Below are 20,410 nucleotides of genomic sequence, written 5' to 3'. Positions count from 1 at the left end.
TGACATTTTACATGTCACCGATTATGGTAATGTCGTACTGGGGCCGAATGTCAGGCACTGATCCTGACCCGGCCCGAAATCTCCCACTTGGCCGTCACCACCGAGAGGACCGCCATGCCTGACGTCGACCGCACCGTCCGCGCCGCCGACGACGCCTTCGAGGCGTGGGAACGGCACGGCCGCACCGGCCGGGCCGAGGTGCTCGACGCGATCGCCGACCGCCTCGAGGCCGCCCGGGCCGACCTCGTCCCCGTCGCCGAGCGGGAGACCGGCCTGGCCACCGCCCGGCTCGAAGGCGAGGTGGGACGGGCCGCCTACCAGTTCCGGCTGTTCGGCACCGTGCTGCGCGAGGGCTCGTACGTCGAGGCGACCATCGACCCGGCCGGTGACACTCCCCTGGGCCGCCGCCCCGACCTGCGCCGGATGCTGATCCCGCTCGGACCGGTCGGTGTCTTCGGCGCCAGCAACTTCCCGTTCGCGTTCAGCGTCGCCGGCGGCGACACCGCCTCCGCCCTGGCCGCCGGCTGCCCGGTCGTGGTCAAGGCCCACCCGTCGCACCCGGAGACCAGCCGCCGGTCGTACGAGGTCATCCGCGCCGCGGTCGAGTCGGCCGGGCTGCCCGCCGGGGTGATCGGCCTCGTCGAGGGCCACCAGGCCGGCGTCGACCTGGTCAACCACCCGGACGTCGCCGCGGTCGGCTTCACCGGCTCGATCGCCGGCGGCCGGGCCCTGGCCGACCTCGCCGCCGCCCGCCCCCGGCCGATCCCCTTCTACGGCGAACTCGGCAGCCTCAACCCGCTCGTCGTCTCGCCCGGCGCCGCGGCCGCCGACCCGACCGGCATCGCCACCGGCTACGTCACCTCGGTCACCGGCAGCCTCGGCCAGCTCTGCACCAAGCCGGGCCTGCTCTTCGTGCCCGCCGGCCCGGACGGCGACAAGCTGCGCGCGGCGGTCGCCGACGCCATCGCCACCACCGGCCCCGGCCGCCCGCTGAACAGCGCGATCAAGGACGCGTACGTCCGCGAGACCGGCCGGCGCCGTGACGACGCCCGGCTGACCCTGCTGGGCGAGGGCGCGACCGCCGGACCCGACGAGGCCAGCCCGGCACTGTTCACCGTCGCCGCCGCCGACCTCACCGGGGACCTGCTGGAGGAGTGCTTCGGCCCCACCGCCCTGGTGATCGGCTACGACAACGTCGACGAGCTGGTCGACGCGCTGCGCCGGCTCGACGGGCAACTGACCGCCACCCTCCACGTCACCGCCGACGAGACGGCGCTGCGCGACCGGCTGCACGACGTGGTGCGCCGCCGCGCCGGCCGGCTGCTCTTCGGCGGCTTCCCCACCGGCCTCGCGGTCGCCTGGGCGACCCACCACGGTGGACCGTACCCCTCGACCACCCTGAGTGGACACACCTCGGTCGGTGCCACCGCGATCCGGCGCTGGCTGCGGCCGGTCAGCTACCAGGACGCGCCGGCGGACCTCCTGCCGGCCGAGCTGCGCGACGGAAACCCGACCGGCATCCCGCGCCGGATCGACGGGACACTGACCATTTGAGACACGGCGGCACGGCCGGCCCACCCGGGCCGACCGGCCGCCGGGCGGGCCCGGCCCGCCGTACGACGAACGTCGGCGACGAGGCCGACGGCACATGACACCATTGCACCGAAGGAGACGAGCGTGGAAGACCGGAAGCCCTGGCACGGCGTCCTCGTGGCGACGCCGACCCCGCTGCGTGCCGACCTGACGGTCGACTACGACAGCTACGCCGAGCACGTGAAATGGCTGGCCGACAACGGCTGCCACGGGGTGTGCCCGAACGGATCCCTGGGTGAATACCAGGTCCTCACCGACGAGGAGCGGGCGCGGATGGTCCAGGTGGCGGTCGAGGCCGCGCCGGAGGGCTTCACCGTCATGCCCGGCGTCGGCGCGTACGGCGCCCGCGAGGCCCGCGCCTGGGCCGAGCAGGCCGCCGAGGCCGGTGCGCAGGTGGTGATGGCGCTGCCGCCGAACTCCTACCGGGGCGACGACCGGGCGGTGATCGAGCACTACCGCGAGGTGGCCAAGGCCGGGCTGCCGGTGTCGGCGTACAACAACCCGCTCGACACGAAGATCGACCTGCGGCCGGAGCTGCTCGCCGAGCTGTACAACGAGGGCCTCATCGTCGGCGTCAAGGAGTTCACCGGCGAGGCCCGGCGGGCCTACCAGATCACCGAACTGGCGCCCGGCCTCGACGTGCTGATCGGCTCCGACGACTCGGTGCTCGAGGTGGGGCTGGCCGGGGCCAAGGGCTGGGTCTCCGGCTACCCGAGCGCCTTCCCGCGCGCCTGCGTCGAGCTGTACGAGGCGACGCTGCGGCACGACCTGTCGGTGGCCCTGCCGCTCTACCGCGACCTGCACGCGTTGCTGCGGTGGGACTTCCACACCGAGTTCGTCCAGGCGATCAAGCTGTCCATGGACGTCGTCGGCCGGTACGGTGGCCCGTGCCGCCCGCCGCGCCAGCCGCTGCTGCCCCGTGACGAGGCGGAGATCCGCGAGCTCACCGAGCGGGCCGCCGCCAAGTACGCCTGACACGGCGGGGAAAGAGGTTCCGATGCGGTCGAAGCGGGTGTTCCACGCGGTGGACTCCCACACCGAGGGGATGCCGACCAGGGTCGTCACCGGCGGCGTGGGCACCCTGCCCGGCGCCACGATGTTCGAGCGCCGCCAGTGGTTCCTGGCCAACGCCGACAACATCAGGAAGCTGCTGATGTTCGAGCCGCGTGGGCACTCGGCGATGAGCGGCGCGATCCTTCAGCCGCCGACGCGGCCGGACGCCGACTGGGGCGTGCTCTACATCGAGGTCTCCGGGTGCCTGCCGATGTGCGGGCACGGCACGATCGGGGTGGCGACCGTACTGGTGGAGACCGGCATGGTGGAGGTGACCGAGCCGGTCACCACGATCCGGCTCGACACCCCGGCCGGGCTCGTCGTGGCCGAGGTCGCCACCACCGACGGCGTCGCCGAGTCGGTGACGATCCGCAACGTGCCGTCGTACACCGACCGCCTGGACGCTCAGGTCACCGTGCCGGGCTTCGGCACGGTGACCTACGACCTGGCGTACGGCGGGAACTTCTACGCCATCCTGGAAGCCGAGCAGTTGGGGCTGAAGGTCGATCCGGCGCAGCAGCAGGAACTGCTCACCGCCGGACTGGCCATCATGGATGCCATCAACGAGCAGGACCGGCCGGTCCACCCGGAGAACGCCGAGATCAACGTCTGCCACCACGTGCAGCTGGTCGCCGCCGGCTCGACCGCCCGGCACTCCCGGCACGCCATGGCGATCCACCCGGGCTGGTTCGACCGGTCGCCTTGTGGCACCGGCACGTCGGCCCGGATGGCACAGTTGCACTCGCGTGGTGAACTGGGGCCCGGCGACGAATTCGTCAACCAGTCGCTGATCGGAAGCCGGTTCATCGGCCGGATCATCGGCGAGACGACGGTGGCCGACCGTCCCGCGATCCTGCCCACCGTCACCGGCCGGGCCTGGATCACCGGAACCGCGCAGTACTTCCTCGACCCGAGGGACCCCTTCCCGGAGGGTTTCCTTCTCTAGGATTGGCAACCAGCGGTCCCGCGGGCTCTCCGGCCCGGCACGCATGCCGCACGACGACTAGCGAGAGACGACACAGATGGCCGACTCCTCAAAGTTGACTCTTCCGACCTTCGCCCGGCGGATGAGCCTGCGCGAGAAAGTGGCCGACGCGCTTCGGGGTGCGATCGTGTCGGGCGAGATGAAGCCGGGCGAGCTGTATTCGGCGCCCGACCTGGCCGAGCGGTTCGGGGTCTCGGCGACCCCGGTCCGCGAGGCCATGCTCGATCTCGTCAAGCAGGGGCTGGTCAATCCGGTACGGAACAAGGGCTTCCAGGTGACGGCGGTGTCCGAGGCCGACCTCGACCACATCACCCGGATCCGGGAGCTGCTCGAACCGCCGGCGGCCGGCGAGGCGTGCGGGCACATCACCCCGGAGCTGCTGACGACGTTGCAGTCGCTGGCCGGCGACATCGTCGCGGCGGCGGCCGAGGGCGACCTGATCCGGTACATCGGGGCCGACCACGAGTTCCACCGGCGCCTGCTGGGCGCCGGTGGCAACCACCGGCTGGTCCGGATCGTGGAGGACCTGCGGTCGCAGAGCCGCCTCTACGGGCTGGCCAGCCTGGCCGAAGCCGGACAACTGGTCCGTAACGCTCTCGAACACGTCCAGATGTGCGACCTGATCCAGGCCGGCAAGGCCAGCGATCTGGAAGACCTGATGCGTACGCACATCGGCCGCGTCCGCCGCGAGTGGGCCGGCCGCCCCTCCTAAGTCACCCCGCTTTTCCCCCTCCCCCCTCCTTCTCCTCTCTCCCCCACCCCTCTTCGTTCCGCGATCTTGCAGTTATCTCCCCCTTTTGCGCACTTTGTCGGGCGACAAGTGCAAGATCGCGGGGAAAGGATGCCGCATGGCGTCCACCGTTCTGATCAACGCCCGGGTCCTCGACGTGACCACGGGCGACTACCGCAGCGGCAGCCGCGTCGTCCTCACCGACGGCCGGATCACCGAGATCGGCCCGAACGCCACCGCCGAGGGCGCCGAGACGATCGACGTCGGCGACCGGGTCGTCATGCCCGGCCTCCTCGACGCCCACTTCCACCCGATGATCGCCTCGATGCACATCGGCTCGCTGCTCGACTGGCCGATGACGCTGCTCTCCCAGTACGCCCGGCGGGCCCTGGAGGACGCGCTGGCCCGGGGCTTCACCACCGTACGGGACCCCTGCGGCAGCGACCGCGGCCTGGCCCGGGCGGTCGAACTCGGCCTGATCCGCGGCCCCCGCATGTTCGTCTCCGGCCGCGCGCTGTCGCAGACCGGCGGGCACGGCGACGAGTGGCCTTCGGACATCGGCTGCCCCGGTCACCACCACAGCCCGTTCTCCCGCATCGCCGACGGCGTCGACGAGGTCCGCAAGGCGGCCCGCGACGAACTCAAGCGCGGCGCCGACCACATCAAGATCATGGCGTCCGGCGGCATCTCGTCCCCGACCGACGAGATCTGGACCCTGCAGTACACCGAGGCGGAGATGGCCGCCGCCGTCGAGGAGGCCCGGGCCCGGCGGGCGTACGTGCTCGCCCACGCCTACACGGCCGACTCGGTGGCCCGCGCCGTACGCGCCGGGGTGCGCTCGATCGAGCACGGCAACCTCATCGACGCCGACACCGCCGCCCTGATGGCGCAGCACCGGACGTTCCTGGTGCCGACGCTGGTCGCGTACGAGAAGATCTTCGAACTCGGTGAAGAGCTGGGCATGCCGGAGAACCAGCGGCGCAAGGTCGTCGACGTCATCGACGCCGGCCTCGACGCGGTCAACCTGGCCGCCGACGCTGGCGTACGGATCGGGTTCGGCACCGACTTGCTCGGCCCGGCCCAGGTGCACCAGAGCCGGGAGTTCGGCATCCGGGCCAAGGCGCAGGAGCCGATCGACGTCATCCGGTCGGCCACCGTCGTCAACGCCGACCTGTTCGGCATCGCCGACCGGGTGGGGCTGGTCGAGCCCGGCTTCGACGCCGACCTGATCGTCGTCGACGGCGACCCGCTCGCCGACGCGGCCGTGCTGTCGCACCCGGAGACGGTGCGCCTGGTGATGCGCGCGGGCGAGGTCATGGCCGGCGGGCTGTAGACCGGACGGCGGCCGGCCGCGCGCCGGTCGCGTGGCGATCGTCTGCGGTTCAGGCGCCGCGCCGACGGCGTGTCGGCCGCCCGAACCGCAGACGATCAACGAAAGGGCGCCCCCGGTGGAACCGGGGGCGCCCTTCGTGGTGCTGGTGGTGCCTACTTCTCGACGCGGCAGTTCGCCGTCGCCTTCTTGGTCGGGTCGCTCTCCGAGGTGGCGGTGAGCTTCACGACGCCGGCCGACACCGCGGCGTCGGTGGCGCCCACCCAGACCTTGGTCTTGACCGTCTTGCCGAACTTCGCCGTGACGACCTCGGTCGGCATGTCGACCCGCCAGCCCTTGCCGATGACCTGGGCCGAGAGCCGGTAGACGTCCGACTGCAGGTAGGCGCTGACGTTCTCCGGGTGCGCCTGGCCGCCGGCGACGTACGTGCCGGTGTTGGTCACCTCGAAGGTGCAGGTCGCGCCCCGCTTGGTCGGGTTGCCCGCGACGGTGGCGTTCTTGCCGACCTTCACGCCGCGTACGCTGTTGCCGGCGCCGTCGAGCGAGCGGACCGCCAGGGTGTACGTCAGCACGCCGTCCGCGTCGGTCTTCTTGTTGATGACGTAGAAGTGCAGCCGGTTGGCCTGGTCGACGTACTCGTACTCGCTGCCGGAGTTGGTGCCGGCCTTGAACAGCGCGTCGTTGAGCTGCCGGTAGTCGGCGATCGTCCGCTTGACCGGGGTGCCGTCCGGCTTGTAGTAGTCGACCATGTTGATGTCCTGCGGGTTGGCGTCGACCACCCAGGTGAAGCAGGTGTAGCCGCAGGTGTTGCTCTCGGCCGTCTTGTTCTTCGCGATCATGACGCCGTTGTCCGGCGTGAACGAGTCGGAACCGATCCGCTGGATCGTCTCCAGCGTGTAGTGGTCGTACACCGACTGGCCGGCGCACAGCGGGTCGGCGTTCATGTCACAGGCCGGGGTGTTGTCCCGGTTCATGCTGATCCGTACGCCCTGGACGTCCTTCGCGCCGGGCACCGCGGTGCGGGCCTTGACGTCGATGACCGCGACACCGGTCGTGGCCAGCGCCTCCCGGGAGAGCCTGACGACCTGGTCCTCGTCGATGTGGCCCAGCTTCAGCTTGCTGCGCAGGGTCTGCCCGGCCGGCATCGCCGCGCCCTGGGCCGCCGGCACCACCCACCGGGCGTGCGGGCCGCCCGGACCGTTGAACGAACCGCGGTCCATCTGGTCCCACGGACCCGAGCCGACCCGCCGGTACGGCGTGACGTACGGGTTGTTGTTGTTGTCGGCGATGCCGAACGTGTGCGCGATCTCGTGCGTGATCGTGCCGGAGCTCTCACCCTGGCGCATGCTCGACGAGCCCCACTGCTGGGAGCCGGCCTTCCACGAGGTCCACGGCACGTAGCGGCTGACGACCCAGTTCGGCAGGTTGGGGTCCGGCGGGCCCCACGCGTCCGGGACGTCCTCCTTGTTCTGGAACATCATCTCGCCGAACTCCTGCCACACCGACGTCTCGTCGTAGCCGGCGTAGATGCGCAGGACCAGGTCGAACTGCGAGCGGATGTCCGCACCGGCGTCGGCGCGCCACAGCGCGTCGGCGTCGGTCTCGAACCGGCCGTTGCAGGTGAAGCCCGACGGGCAGCCGGACTGGTTCTGGCCGATGTCGTTGAGGCCGTACTCGAACTGGTTGCGCGGCATCCGGTACGGCCCGAACGGCGTGAACTCCACGCCGACCCGGCCACCGGTCTGCTCCATCCAGTACTTGTTGACGGTGTGCCCACGGTTGATCTCGTTCGGGGTGCCCCAGAAGTCCGTGTAGAACTGCGGAACGTCCTCGCGCGCGACCGGGTTGATCTGCGGGTTGCGGAACGCGTCGCTGCCGCGCCGCTGGGTGATGACGAACGGCTGGTCGGCGTAGTCGACGGCGACCAGGGCGATCTTCAGCTTGCGCTGGGTCGGCTCCCGGCTCGGGTCGCCCCAGTCGATGCCCGGGACGGGCTGGTAGTCGTCCCAGGTCATGTCGTCCTGGTCCTGCCAGTTCTGCGGGTCGATCGCCGAGAACGGCCCGCCGCCCGACGTGTCGGCCTGCGCCGGCCCGGCGGTGAGACCCGCGAGCATGACCGCCGCGGCCGCGGCGGCGATCGCGGTGAACGCCTTTCTGTGCCGGAACATCGGCCTTCTGGATCTATTCGCCATCAACAGCACCTTCCTGATACTGGACACACCGAACGCGGGCGGCGGGGGTCGACGCCGGGACGGCTGGTTCGGCCGGCGGACCGTCGTACGGGCGACGGGTCGGCCGTACGGGGGCACGACCGGCGGGCCACCGAAGGCCCGCTTCGATCACGAACGGTAGGGAACGGGCGAGCGGCAGGTCTTCGGACAAGTGCCGAAAGCCCGCCCGCGCGTGGAGAACTTCTGTCGAGATCCGCTTCGATACCGTCCGGCGACCGACCGAATGCCGTACCGCGACGGCCGTACCGTCCGACAGATGAACGAACCCGGCCGGGCCACCGTCCACAAGTCCGCACCAAGCACCGGTTAAGTCGGCCACCGGACCGTAGGGGTGACCCGAGACCGTACGACACCCGGAGCAAGCCCATGACCGCCGACCGCCCGAACCTGGTCGCCTTCCGGATCGTCCATCGCGCCATGCGCGGGGACGCCCGCCGCCTCGCCGACACCGTCGAACGCGTCGCCCGCGGCGCGAGCCCGTGCGGCGCCGCCCGCGGGCGGGCCATCGCGGGATACGTCGACACGCTGTGCGACGGCATCCACCACCACCACGCCAACGAGGACCGGCTGCTGTGGCCGGTGCTGGAACGCAGCGCCGGCGCCGAGGTCGACCTGACCGCCCTCTCCGACGACCACTCCCACCTCGACCCGCTGCTCGACCAGGTGCGGGCCGGGGCGCGGGCGCTGGCCGCGGCACCGGGCGACCGGGCGGCGGCCGGCCGGCTCGCCACCCTGCTCGGCACGCTGCGCGACCTGCTCGACGAGCACATCGAGGACGAGGAACGGACGATCTTCCCGATCATCGACCGGTACGTGTCCGGCGCCGACTGGCGCGCCGTCGAGGACCAGATCCGCAAGGGCTCCCAGATCCGGTTCGACCTGCCCCGGATGGAACGCTTCGCGGCCCCGGACGAACTCGCCGAGTTGTACCGGATGGCCGGCCCGGGTCTGCGGATCATGGTCGCGCTGGTGCGCCCCGGCTACCGCCGCCGGGAACGGCTCATCTTCGGCTGACCGGGGCGATCGCGGCCGCGGCGGTGGCGGCCTGCTCGGCCCAGTGGTCGGCGCCGAGCCGGGTCGCCAGCTCACCGGCCGCCGCGAAGTGCTCGGCCGCCCGCTCCGGCCGGCCGAGCAGCACCGCCAGCTCGCCGAGGGCGTGGTCGACGGGCCCACCGGTGACCGAGCCGCTGGACAGCCCGGCCAGCCGGCCGGCCCACGGCAGCAGCGCGGTGTAGCAGCCGTCGGCGACGGCCCGGTCCGCGAAGGCGACCGCCACCTGGGCCCGGAGCCCCGTCCAGAGCAGCCAGTAGTAGTCCTCGCGTACCGGCAGGTCCGGACGCCACACCGCGCGGGCCTCGGCGGGCCGACCGGCGGCGAGCAGCGCGCCGGCCATCAGGTCGTGGGTGTACTGGGGGATCTGGGCGTACAGGGGCGCCAGCTCCGGCAGCGACTGCTCGACCCGGCCGGCGGCGAGCCGGGTGAAGTACCGCGCCGCCACGCCGACCGCGAGGGCGTTCGGTACGCCGGCCCGGTCGAGCCGTTCCGCGGTCTCGGTGAAGCCGCGTTCGGCCTCGTCGAACTCGCCGGCGACCAGCGCCCGCAGCGCGTCGAACAGCGACATCACGGCGAGCGTCGGGCCGAGCTGGCCGAGGGTGGAGGAGCGGATCGCCTGGTCGACGTGCCGGCCGGCGGCGGCCAGTTCGCAGTTGTCCAGCGCGACCTGGAACAGGATGTGGTGCGCCTGCGACTCGTAGCCGGGCAGGCCGGCGGCACGGGCGACCTCGAGCAGTTCGGCACCGAGCGCCGGCAGCCGGTGGAACCGGCGGGGCGCCAGGTCGACGAAGTACCGCGCGTTCAGCGCGACGCACAGCGCCGCCAGGTCGCCGACCGCCCGCGCCAGCCGCAGGGCCTCCGTCGACGCCTGGTCGGCCCGGTCCGGGTCGTCGCCCTCGATCTCGAAGACCAGGGCGCTCAACAGTCGGCTACGTAGCACGTCGGATCGGGCGGGCAGGGCCGCCAGGGTCCGCTCGATGGTGGCCACGAGTTCGACGTCGACCGCGCGGGCTTCGCGGATCGTCCAGGTCACCGGGGCGTCCATGGCCACCAGGGCCCGGGCGGTGGCGACGGGGTCGGCCAGTGGGCGCGCCGCCGCCACCGCCCGCTGCCGGGTGGCGCGGGCCCCCCGCGAGTCGGCGCACCGGGACTGCGCGGACGCCAACCCGCACAACAGGTCGACCCGGGTCGCCGGGTCCGCGTCGGCGACCTGGTCCAGCGCGGCCAGTGCCCCGGTCCACAGCTCCGCCGCCTCGAGGTGGGCGTTGATGCCGGCGGCCCGCCGCGCGGCCCCGGCGGCGTACCCGACGGCCCGGTCCACGGCCGTGGGCCCGGCGGCGAGCGCGTGGTACGCGAGCGCGGCCAGGTCGTCCGGCCGCTTTTGCTCCAATGTAGACAGCACCCGGCCGTGCATCCGGGTCCGCCGCAACCGGGGCGTGTCCTCGTAGAGCGCGTCCCGGATCAACGCGTGCGTGAACCGCACCCGGCCCGGCGCCGGCTCGACCAGCAGCCCGGTCAGCACGCCCGCCTCCAGGCCGTCGAACACCGTGTCCTCGCCGGCCGGGTCGGCCGCCAGCAACACGTCCACGTCGACGTCCCGACCGATCACGGCCGCGCCACGCAGCACCGTCACCGCGCTCGCCGGCAGCCGCGAGATCCGCCGCCGCAGCACGTTACGGATGCCCGACGGGATCACCTGCACGGCGGCGGCCGGCCCCTCGGCGACGATCAGCCGGGCGGTCTCGCAGACGAACAACGGATTGCCGCCGGTGCGCTCGGTCACCGCCCGTACCGTTTCCGGGTCGACGGCGGCACCGACGTAGCGGCGCAGCAGCCGGCCGACGGACGCCTCGTCCAGGCCGCCGAGGTCCAGCACGTCGGACCGTGGCCCGGCCAGCGCCGCCAGCGTGGCATCGAGGTCGGCGTGGAACTCCGCCGGCCGGTAGGTGCCGACCACCAGCATCGGAACAGCCGTCCGCTCGGCGGCGACCATCCGCAGCACCTGCAGCGTCTCGCAGTCGGCCCGGTGCACGTCGTCGAGCAGCACCAGCAGCGGTCCCTTCGCCGCGACCTCGGCCAGGTAGGCACCGACGGCGCGGGCCAGCCAGAACTGGCCACCGCCCGGCGGACCGTCGCCCAGCAGCGGCGCCAGCCGGTCGGCCAGCCGGTCGCCGATCGGATGGCGCCGGCTCAGCCCCCGCACCACCTCGCTCCACGCCCACGCCGGCGGGGCGCCGCCCTCCACCTCGGGGCACCGCCCGACGGCCACCTGCCAGCCGCGGTCGCGGAGCCGGTCACCGACCGCCTCGACCAGCGTGGTCTTGCCCGCCCCCGCCTCGCCGCCCACCCACCGGACCCGTAACCCGCCGGTGGCGGCCTGGTCGCCGGCCGCCAGCAACGCGGCCAACTCGACGTCCCGCCCGTCAAGTTCCCCGACCGTACGGCCGACCGGCACGCCGCCCCGGGTCGGCGGCGCGGCCGGTGGCAGGGCCGGTGCCGGCCCGGCCAGATGCGGTGCCTGCGCCAAGACGTCGGTCTCCAGGGCGCGTAGCGCCGGGCCGGGGTCCACCCCCAACTCGTCGACGAGCCGCTGCCGGGTGCGGCGCAGCACCGCGAGCGCGTCGCCCTGCCGGCCCGCCCGGTACAGGGCCAGGGCCAGCAGCCGGACCCCCTCCTCGCGCAGCGGGTGCTCCTGGACGTGCGCGTCGAGGGCCGGCACGACCTGCAGGTGCCGTCCCCGGTCCAGCGCCGCCTGCGCGCGCAACTCGACCGCGCCGGCCCGCAACTCGTCGAGCCGGTTCGCCTCGCCGGCCGCCCACGGGTCGTCGACGAACTCGGCGTACGCCGGTCCGGTCCACAGCCCGAGCGCGGCGTCGACCAGTTCCTCGACCCGGTCCGGCCGGTGCTCGGCCCGGGCCTGGCCGGCGTCGGCGAGCAGGGATTCGAACCGCCAGGCGTCGACGTCGTCCGGTTCGAGACGCAGCGCGTAGCCGGGGGCGACGCTGACCAGGACGCCGGCCGGGGTACGTGGCGGCCGGTCCGGTTCCAGCAGCCGCCGCAGGTGCGACACGTAGACCTGGAGCGCGGCGAGCGCCTTCGGCGGCGGCTCACCGCGCCACAGGTCGTCGATGAGCCGGTCGGTGGAGACGACGTGGCCGCCGGCCCGGACCAGCCGGGCCAGCACCGCCCGTTGCCGGGGACCTCCCGGATCCACCGCCGTCCCGCCGACCGTCGCGTGTAGCGGGCCGAGCACTCCTACCCGCACCATGAGGCGCAGCATAGTCGCCGGCAGATGCCATGATCTCGATTGTCGAGGAGGCGACAGGAAGCCGCGGACCGGTGTCCGGGAGCGTCGGATCGGAGGACGACGGATGCGACAGTTGGTGCGGTTCGGGATACAGCAGGCGTTGAGCTGCGTATTCGCCGTCGTGCTGTTCGGGATGCTCGCCGTCACCGAGGTCTGGACCACCCCGATCCCCCGGTACGACCTGCTGCTGATCGGCTGCCTGCTGCTGACCGCCGTACTGTGGCTGGCCCGCGTCGAGACGACCCGCGAGGTGCTGGTCATCGGGGTGTTCCACCTCGTCGGGCTGGCCCTGGAGCTGTTCAAGGTCCGGGCCGGCTCGTGGGCGTACCCGGAGGACGCCTACACCAAGATCGGAGGTGTGCCGCTCTACAGCGGCTTCATGTACGCGGCCGTCGGCAGCTACATGTGCCAGGCCTGGCGTCGGCTCGACCTGGCGCTCACCGGCTACCGGCCGGTGCCGACCTCGATCGCGGCGGCCGGCGTCTACGCCAACTTCTTCACCCACCACTGGCTGCCCGACCTGCGCCTGCTCGGCGCGCTCGCACTGGTCGCGACGACGTGGCGGACCACGGTGTCGTACCGGGTCGGCACGGTGCGCTACCGGATGCCGCTCTCGGTCTCGTTCGTCCTCATCGGCCTGTTCCTGTGGCTGGCCGAGAACGCCGCCACGTTCCTCGGCGCCTGGCAGTACCCGGACCAGGGCGACATCTGGCGGATGGTGCACCTGTCGAAGTTCGGCTCGTGGGCGCTGCTGGTCAGCGTCAGCTTCGTGCTGGTGGCGTCGCTGAAGCGGCTGGACGCGCGAAGTCGTGGTGAGGCCGGCTCCGACTTCGACCGCCCGGCCCCGGCCCGGGGACGGATCTTCCAGCAGCGCCGGGCCGGGGCGGGCACGGCGCGTCGTGACCGCCGGCCGGCCGACGTGTCTCAGGGCATCGGCAGCAACCGGAAGCCCTGACCCGCCACCTCCCGCTCGACGCCGCACAGCAGGTCGTCGATCTCCCGCTCGTACCAGGCGAGATCCTCCGCCGCCTGGACGAACACCACCGCCATCGCCTGGTGCACCAGATCCGGGCTCAGCCCGGCGGGTGTCTCCGGCCGCGCTTCCAACGCGGCCCGTACGACGGCGAGCGTGGTGGCCTCGTCGAGCCGGGGGTCCGTCGCCAGTACGGCGACCCGGCGGGCAAAGACCGCGACGGCTTCCGCCGGCGGGTCCGGCGCGAACCGCCGGTCCAGGGCGGCCAGGGCAGCCGTTCTCCAGAAGGCCACCGCGGCCTCGGCGCTCGGCTCCTTCGGGAGGTCTCCCGGGCGTGCCGGGTCGAACATCGCCCCGGCCCTGAGGTCCTGGCCGAGAACCGTCCTCGGCGCACCCGGCCGGGCGCCCGGGACCGGCGTCAGCCGCGACCCGTGCCCCGCTATGCGGCGTTCGCGGTCGACCCTCAGTTCGGCGGCGCGGACCAGCTCCGTCAATCCGGCCCCGGCCGCGAAGCGGGTCTGCGCGAGACCGGTCAGCAGCGTGACGGCCCAGCCCTGGTCGCCGCCGAGCGCCGACCAGGCCGACAGGGCCGGCGCCCCGTTCTCCAGGGCGGCCACGACGAGCCGGGACGGCGTGTCCGGTCCGGGCCGTCGTCGTGCCCGGAAGGGAGGGAAGGATCTCCCCGGGCTGTGCAGCACCTCCCGTACGTACTTCTCGGCCCGGCCGTGGGTCGTGTCGCGCCCGAACGTGCGGCGCATCGCCACGATCCAGGCCTTGACCGCGACCTGACGCGACGGCCGGCTGAACGCCAGCGCCACATGGCCCGCAACGGTCGGCGCGGCCAGCAGCCGGTGCACCCTGCGGCCGGCAGCCGTCAACTCCTGCCGCTGTCCTGTCACGCCTACCACGCCGCCTCACGTCCCTGCCGCCGGCCGCCCGGCGGTCGTCGCGCCGGCCGGCGTCCCACCGGCCCCGTCGCGGGCGTCATTGTCCCCCGGGCCGCCCGCCACCGGCGCGCGCCGCCGGCCGTCGGGGCCGCCCGGTTCCGGAGCGAACCCCCAGCTTGTCGACCGCCTAGTTGTCGGACCGCTCGGCTAGCCTCCAAGGCGTCCGGTGATCCGGGCCGGGCGGCACCTCGCCGGGTCCAGTCGGTCGCCGATGCGGACATTTGCGCCGGTGCGACAGCTCACCGGTCGGAACGGCGGCCGCTGGTCGGGCCGCGAGGCGAGGAGGGGCACCCGATGGAGAGTTCCGGCGAGGCCGTGAGCACGCTGGTCGACCACGTCGACCCGGTGGTCGACGCGGCCCGGGCCGAGCCGTTCGAGAGCCCGGAGCGCTACGCCGAGGTGATCGAGGAGATCCGGTCGGCGGCCGCCGCCTACTACGGCGGTTCGGACCTGGCGATGGACGACGCGACGTACGACGCGCTGATGGCGCGGGTGGCGGCGACCGAGGCGGCGTTCCCGCGGTGGAAGGCGACCGACTCGCCGACCGAGGTGGTGGCGGCCGGGGCGGCGGTCGTCGGCGACGTCGTGCACAGCTCGCCGATGCTCAGCCTCGACAACGTCTTCGACGAAGAGGGCCTGCGCAAGTGGGCGGCCCGCCTCGACAAGCTGCTCGGCCGGCCGGCCGGCGGCTACACGGTCGAGCCGAAGATCGACGGGCTGGCGATCGCCGCCCGCTACGTCGACGGGGTGCTGACCCAGGTCGCCACCCGCGGTGACGGGCGGGCCGGCGAGGACGTGACCGGACAGGCCCGGCGGGCCGCCGGCCTGCCGGAACGGCTCGGCGAGCCGCTGACGCTGGAGGTCCGGGGCGAGGTCTTCATGACCGACGACGACTTCGCCAAGGCGCAGGTGATGCGGACCGGCACCGGGGAGCCGGCGTTCGCCCATCCGCGCAGCGCCGCGGCGGGCACGCTGCGGGCCCAGGACCGGACGTACGACGCTCCGCTGTCCTTCCTTGCCTACTCGGTGCACGGGCTCGACCTCGGGGAGCCGGTCGCGCACTCGGCCGCGATGGCGCACATGGAGAGTCTCGGGGTGGCGACCACGGCGGCGTCGCCGGTCGGTGCGGTCTGCGCCACGGTGGACGAGATCGTCGCCGCCGTCGAGGTGATCAACACCAAGCGGGGCGGCCTCGGTTACGGGGTCGACGGCGCGGTGATCAAGGCCGACCAGCCGGCCGACCGGGACGCGGCGGGCTCGTCGAGCCGGGCGCCGCGCTGGGGGGTGGCCTACAAGTTCCCGGCCGACACCCGCACCACCAGGCTGCTGCGCATCGACGTGCAGGTGGGCCGGACCGGGGTGATCACTCCGGTGGCCGTGCTCGAGGCGGTGCAGGTCGGCGGGGTCACGGTCACCTCGGCGACGCTGCACAACTTCGGCGATCTCGTACGCCGCAACGTGTGGCCGGGCGACACCGTGTTCGTCCGGCGGGCCGGCGACGTGATCCCGGAGATCACCGGCGCCAAGCTCGACGAGCGGCCGGCGGACGCGGTGGCGTTCGAGCCGCCGACGCACTGCCCGCGCTGCGGCGGCGAGATCGACCGTTCGCAGAAGCGGTGGCGGTGCACCCAGGGCCGGGCGTGCGGGGCGCGGGAGTCGCTGTCGTACTACGCCGCCCGCGACTCGATGGACATCGAGGGACTCGGCGACAAGATCATCGACCTGGTGGTGGCCGCCGGCCTGGTCACCGACCCCGCCGACCTCTACGACCTCGACGTCGAGGCGCTGGTCAAGCTCGACCGGATGGGCGAGACGTCGGCCGGCAAGCTGGTCGCCAACATCGCCGCCTCGAAGTCGCAGCCGCTGTCGCGGGTGCTCACCGGCCTCGGGGTCCGGATGACCGGCCGGTCGATGTCGCGCCGGCTGGCCCGGCACTTCGGCACGATGGACGCGCTGACCGGGGCGAGCGTCGAGGACCTCCAGCAGGTCGAGGGGGTGGGTCCGGAGCGGGCGGTCACGATCCACGCCGAACTCGTCGACCTGGCGCCGGTGATCGCGAAGCTGCGCGAGCGCGGCGTCAACATGGCCGAGCCCGGGGTGAAGGAGTGGACTCCAGGCGCGGCCGAGGCCGCCGAGGAGGGCGACGCGACCGACGCCGGTGCGCCGGTACTGCCGCTGCGCAAGCCGGACGGCAAGCCGATGACGGTGGTGGTCACCGGGTCGGTGCCCGGCCTGACCCGCAACGAGGGCAACGAGGCCGTCGAACTGCTCGGCGGGAAGTCGTCGGGCTCGGTGTCGGCCCGCACCGACCTCGTGGTCGTCGGCGACGGTGCCGGCTCCAAGGCCGACAAGGCCGAGAGCCTCGGCGTCCGGATCATGCCGGCCGACCGGTTCGCGGAGTTGCTGGCCGCCCACCGGGCCGGCGACGCGGCGAGCGTGGCCGAGATCCTGGCCGTGCCCTGACGGGCCGTACCACCCGCTGTCGAGCAGGTGCCGCGCCGCGAGCGGCGCGGCACCCGCTCGTTGACCGGTCGACCGGCACCGCCCGTTGATCGTCTGCGTTCCAGGCGTTCCCGGTCCGGCGTGTCGACTGCCGGAACAGCAGACGATCTTCCAGCCGCGTCGGACGGCGGCCGTCGCGTCAGGGGCCGGTCAGCCGCCCTCTTCGCTGTCGCGGCGGGAGACCCGGGAGCCGGTCGGGTCGAGGAAGACATACCGGATGCTGGGGTGGACGTCGAGCAGCCGCCGCTCGGCCTCGTCGGCGGCGGCCTCGATCTCGGCGCCGGTCGCCACGTCGGCGAAGTCGATCTTCGCCGCGACCAGGATCTCGTGCGGCCCGAGCTGCATCGTCAGCAGGGTGGAGACCCGGTCGACGACCGGGATCGCGGAAAGCTCGGTGCTGATCGCCGACCGCAGCCGGCCCGGGGCGCTGTGCCCGACCAGCAGGGTGATGTTGCTACGGGCCAGGATGGTCGCCACGACCAGCAGCAGCAGCCCGATCGCGACCGACGCCACGCCGTCCCAGAGTTCGTTGCCGGTCGCCTGGGTCAGGCCGAGCCCCGCGGCCGCGAGGACCAGGCCGAGCAGCGCCGCGCTGTCCTCGAGGAAGACGGCCTTCACGGCGGTGTCGGCCGTACGGCTCAGGTAGCGGCGCATCGTGACGCCCCACGGCTTCGCGGCCCGGCGGACCTGGAGCGCGGCCCGGCCCAGCGAGATCGCCTCCAGGACGAAGGCGATGACCAGCACCAGGTAGCTGAGGGTGAAGTCGCTGGTCGGGGTGCCGCTGCGGATGCTGTTCACCCCGTGGGTGATGGCGAAGCCGGCGCCGCCGACGAAGGTGAAGACCGCGGCGAGGAACGCCCAGACGTAGCTCTCCTTGCCGTGCCCGAACGGGTGCCGGCTGTCCGCGCCCCGGGTGCCGCGCCGTACGGCGGTGTAGAGCAGGACCTCGGTGACGGTGTCGGCGAACGAGTGCGCCGCCTCCGACAGCATCGCCGCCGACCCGGAGACCAGCCCGGCGACCAGCTTCGCCACCGCCACCCCGAGATTCGCCAGGCCGGCGAGGATCACCGTACCGGCGCTCTCCGTCCCCTCCCCCGGCCGGGCCATCCCGGCTAACTCCTGGACCGGCGGGCGACGAGGGTGTCGGCCAGCGCGGCGGCAAGCGCGACCAGCATGAAGAACAGGGCGGCGGCCAGCGCGTCGCGGAACGCGATCGACCACTCGAACCCGGTGGCGGCCAGCCGGGCGAAGAAGACCGAGCCGACGCCGGCGATGCCGACGGCCGAGCCGATACGCTGCCCGGTCTGGAGCATGCCGGCGGCGCTGCCGGCGTTGCCGACCGGCACCTGCGACAGGGTCAGCGTCTGGTTCGGGGTGATCACCAGCCCGCTGCCGCAGCCGGCGACGAGCAGCGGCGCGGTGGTCGCCAGCGCGGCGTCGTGGCCGGGTACGAAGTGGAGCGCGACGATGGTGCCGGCCAGGCCGAGCGCCACCAGCAGCAGCCCGACAGCGACCAGCGGCCGCCCGTAACGGTTCACGAGCCGGCCGCCGACGATGGCGCCGACCGCCGAGCCGAGGGCGAACGGGGTGACGGCGAGGCCGGCCAGCAGCGCGCTGTAGCCCAGCCCGGTCTGCAGGTAGAGGGTGAACACGAAGAAGATCGCGGTGAACCCGGCGAAGTAGAGCAGGGCGATCACCGTACCCAGCGTGTACGACCGCAGCCGGAAGAGCGACAGTTCGAAGACCGGGGTCCCGCCGGCGCGACGGTGGTGAATCTCCCAGCGGACGAACGCGAAGAGCACGGCGGCGGCGACCGGCAGCAGCAGCCACTTCACCGGTCCCCGCCACTGCTGTTCCTGCACCAGCGGCAGCAGCAGCGCGACCACGCCGACCCCGAGCAGCGCCACGCCGACCGGGTCGAGGGTCCGCCATCCCGGTACGGCGCCGTGCCGGGTCGGGATCAGCCGCCAGCCGAGGATCGCGGCGACTATGCCGACCGGCACGTTGACGTAGAACACCCACCGCCAGCCCTCGTGCGGGCCGGCCAGATGGATCAGGCCGCCGCCGAGCAGCGGCCCGATCGCGGTGGAGACGCCGATGGTCGCGCCGAGCACCCCGAACGGACGGCCCCGCTCCGGCCCCCGGAACAGCTCCTGGATGAGGCCGGTGACCTGTGGATTCACCACGCCCGCGGCGACGCCCTGGATCAGCCGGGCGACGACCAGCCACGTCGCCGACTGGGCGAGGCCGGCGGCGGCGCTGGCGGCGGTGAACCCGATCAGCCCGACGACGAAGGCGCCGCGTCGGCCGCGGGCGTCACCGAAGCGGCCGGCGGGCACCAGGACCAGGCCGAACGTGAGCGCATACCCGGACAGCACCCACTGCAGGTCGCTGGGGCTGGCGTGGAGCGCGGCCTGCATCGACGGGATGGCGACGTTGACGATGCTGACGTCGAGCAGGGTCATGAACGCCGCGACCAGGCCGACCGAGAGGGCCCGCCAGCGCCGCCGGTCGGCGGCCCGGTCCGGATGGGCGTCGGTCGGTATCGGGGCGGCCATGGTGCCCTTCCGCATGCCGCGCACCGCGGATCGGTGCGCGGCGCTGCGCTTTCCCTCGCGGCCCGCGCCGAAACCGGCCCACCCGGCGCGCGGGTCGGCGTAGGTTACGGGTACGGGCCGGTAGCCGCGTGCGGGGCCAGGCTTCACGGGAGGACGTCCATGGCGGCCATCACCGATCGCGAAGAGCGGCAGATCGAAGAGGCGAACACGTCGGGGCGTACGCCGGTGGTGTTCGTCCACGGGTTGTGGCTGCTGCCGAGCAGTTGGGACCGCTGGCGGGTGGTGTTCGAGGAGGCCGGCTACACGGCGCTGACCCCCGGCTGGCCCGACGACCCCAACACCGTCGAGGAGGCCAACGCCCACCCGGAGGTGTTCGCGCACAAGTCCGTGAAGCAGGTCGCCGACCACTTCGAGGACGTGGTCCGGCGGCTGACCCGCCGGCCGGCGGTGGTCGGGCACTCGTTCGGCGGGCTGCTGACCCAACTGCTCGCCGGCCGGGGTGTCGCCGCGGTCTCGGTCGCCATCGACCCGGCCCCGTTCCGCGGGGTGCTGCCGCTGCCCATCTCGGCGTTGAAGTCGTCGTCACCGGTGCTCGGCAACCCGGCGAACTACAACCGGGCGGTGCCGTTGACGTACGAGCAGTTCCGGTACGCGTTCGCGAACGCCGTCGACGAGGACGAGGCGAAGGAACTGTACGAGACGTACGCGGTGCCGGCGTCCGGGGTGCCGCTGTTCCAGGCCGCGACCGCCAACCTCAACCCGTGGACCGAGGCGAAGGTCAACAGCCGCAATCCCGAACGCGGGCCGCTGTTGATCATCTCCGGGGAGCGGGACAACACGGTGCCGTGGGCGATCGCGAACGCGTCGTACAAGAAGCAGAAACGCAACAGCAGCCTCACCGAGATCGTCGAACTGGCCAACCGGGGGCACTCGCTGACCATCGACCGTGGCTGGCGGGAGGTCGCCGACACCGCCCTCGCCTTCGTCAAGCGCTTCACCTGAGTCGGCCCCGACGCGATCGGCGCGTTGGAGCCCGTGAGCCGGTCGAGCCGTATCGTTAGGGTCTGCTCTGACGGGTCACCGACCTGCTCAGCGGCGACGGGCATGACGCCCGGGCAGGTTCGGCGACGACGAGGAGATCTTCCGTG

General features: G+C 73.0%; 14 protein-coding genes. 9 read left to right on the top strand and 5 right to left on the bottom strand.

Features of this window, described 5'->3' with window-relative positions:
* Positions 1-87: 87 nt before the first annotated feature.
* The 5 genes from AB0M79_RS24165 (at position 88) to AB0M79_RS24145 (ending at position 5,694) form a co-directional block, all read left to right on the top strand.
* The gene (locus tag AB0M79_RS24165; protein WP_364217596.1) at positions 88-1,554 is read left to right on the top strand and encodes an aldehyde dehydrogenase (NADP(+)); all 1,467 of its coding nucleotides are present in this window, start codon (positions 88-90) and stop codon (positions 1,552-1,554) included.
* 123 nt (positions 1,555-1,677) lie between these two features.
* The gene (locus AB0M79_RS24160) at positions 1,678-2,568 is read left to right on the top strand and encodes a dihydrodipicolinate synthase family protein (RefSeq protein ID WP_357534690.1); all 891 of its coding nucleotides are present in this window, start codon (positions 1,678-1,680) and stop codon (positions 2,566-2,568) included.
* A gap of 22 nt (positions 2,569-2,590) precedes the next feature.
* Positions 2,591-3,592: a 4-hydroxyproline epimerase gene (locus tag AB0M79_RS24155; protein ID WP_364217594.1), complete on the top strand. Its 1,002-nt coding sequence runs from the start codon at positions 2,591-2,593 to the stop codon at positions 3,590-3,592.
* A gap of 76 nt (positions 3,593-3,668) precedes the next feature.
* Positions 3,669-4,343 (top strand): GntR family transcriptional regulator, encoded by a 675-nt coding sequence (locus AB0M79_RS24150; RefSeq protein ID WP_357534687.1) that lies wholly within the window; start codon positions 3,669-3,671, stop codon positions 4,341-4,343.
* A gap of 136 nt (positions 4,344-4,479) precedes the next feature.
* Positions 4,480-5,694 (top strand): amidohydrolase family protein, encoded by a 1,215-nt coding sequence (locus tag AB0M79_RS24145; protein ID WP_357534686.1) that lies wholly within the window; start codon positions 4,480-4,482, stop codon positions 5,692-5,694.
* 152 nt (positions 5,695-5,846) lie between these two features.
* Here the strand turns inward: AB0M79_RS24145 and AB0M79_RS24140 are convergent, their stop codons facing one another.
* Positions 5,847-7,859 (bottom strand): peptidase M6, encoded by a 2,013-nt coding sequence (locus AB0M79_RS24140; protein WP_364217591.1) that lies wholly within the window; start codon positions 7,857-7,859, stop codon positions 5,847-5,849.
* Between the two features lie 429 nt (positions 7,860-8,288).
* Here AB0M79_RS24140 and AB0M79_RS24135 point away from each other — a divergent pair, with 429 nt between their 5' ends.
* On the top strand, positions 8,289-8,936 hold the full coding sequence (locus AB0M79_RS24135; RefSeq protein ID WP_364217589.1) for a hemerythrin domain-containing protein: 648 nt from the start codon (positions 8,289-8,291) through the stop codon (positions 8,934-8,936).
* Here AB0M79_RS24135 and AB0M79_RS24130 read toward each other — a convergent pair.
* The gene (locus tag AB0M79_RS24130) at positions 8,923-12,243 is read right to left on the bottom strand and encodes a BTAD domain-containing putative transcriptional regulator (protein ID WP_364217587.1); all 3,321 of its coding nucleotides are present in this window, start codon (positions 12,241-12,243) and stop codon (positions 8,923-8,925) included. The genes AB0M79_RS24135 and AB0M79_RS24130 overlap by 14 nt on opposite strands.
* A 103-nt stretch (positions 12,244-12,346) precedes the next feature.
* On the opposite strand from AB0M79_RS24130, the gene AB0M79_RS24125 reads away from it, so the two are divergent.
* Positions 12,347-13,237 (top strand): DUF817 domain-containing protein, encoded by an 891-nt coding sequence (locus AB0M79_RS24125; protein ID WP_364217585.1) that lies wholly within the window; start codon positions 12,347-12,349, stop codon positions 13,235-13,237.
* On the opposite strand, the gene AB0M79_RS24120 is transcribed toward AB0M79_RS24125, so the two are convergent.
* A complete protein-coding gene (locus AB0M79_RS24120) occupies positions 13,207-14,154 on the bottom strand; it encodes a hypothetical protein (RefSeq protein ID WP_364217584.1) in 948 nt (315 codons plus the stop codon). The genes AB0M79_RS24125 and AB0M79_RS24120 overlap by 31 nt on opposite strands.
* Before the next feature lie 342 nt (positions 14,155-14,496).
* Here AB0M79_RS24120 and ligA point away from each other — a divergent pair, with 342 nt between their 5' ends.
* Positions 14,497-16,665: an NAD-dependent DNA ligase LigA gene (ligA, locus tag AB0M79_RS24115; protein ID WP_364217582.1), complete on the top strand. Its 2,169-nt coding sequence runs from the start codon at positions 14,497-14,499 to the stop codon at positions 16,663-16,665.
* Positions 16,666-16,854: 189 nt separating this feature from the next.
* Here the strand turns inward: ligA and AB0M79_RS24110 are convergent, their stop codons facing one another.
* A complete protein-coding gene (locus tag AB0M79_RS24110) occupies positions 16,855-17,811 on the bottom strand; it encodes a cation diffusion facilitator family transporter (protein ID WP_364217580.1) in 957 nt (318 codons plus the stop codon).
* 5 nt (positions 17,812-17,816) lie between these two features.
* Positions 17,817-19,262 (bottom strand): MFS transporter, encoded by a 1,446-nt coding sequence (locus AB0M79_RS24105; protein ID WP_364217800.1) that lies wholly within the window; start codon positions 19,260-19,262, stop codon positions 17,817-17,819.
* 159 nt (positions 19,263-19,421) lie between these two features.
* Between AB0M79_RS24105 and AB0M79_RS24100 the strand changes: the two genes are divergently transcribed.
* Positions 19,422-20,264, top strand: a complete 843-nt coding sequence (locus AB0M79_RS24100) for an alpha/beta hydrolase (RefSeq protein ID WP_357534672.1) — start codon at positions 19,422-19,424, stop codon at positions 20,262-20,264.
* The last annotated feature ends 146 nt before the right edge of the window (positions 20,265-20,410 follow it).

Origin of the sequence: Polymorphospora sp. NPDC051019, from assembly GCF_040683055.1 — a bacterium.
Taxonomy (GTDB): Bacteria; Actinomycetota; Actinomycetes; order Mycobacteriales; family Micromonosporaceae; genus Polymorphospora; species Polymorphospora lycopeni.
The sequence above is the reverse complement of the archived record's forward strand: the minus strand, read 5'-3'. Positions and strand labels throughout refer to the sequence as shown.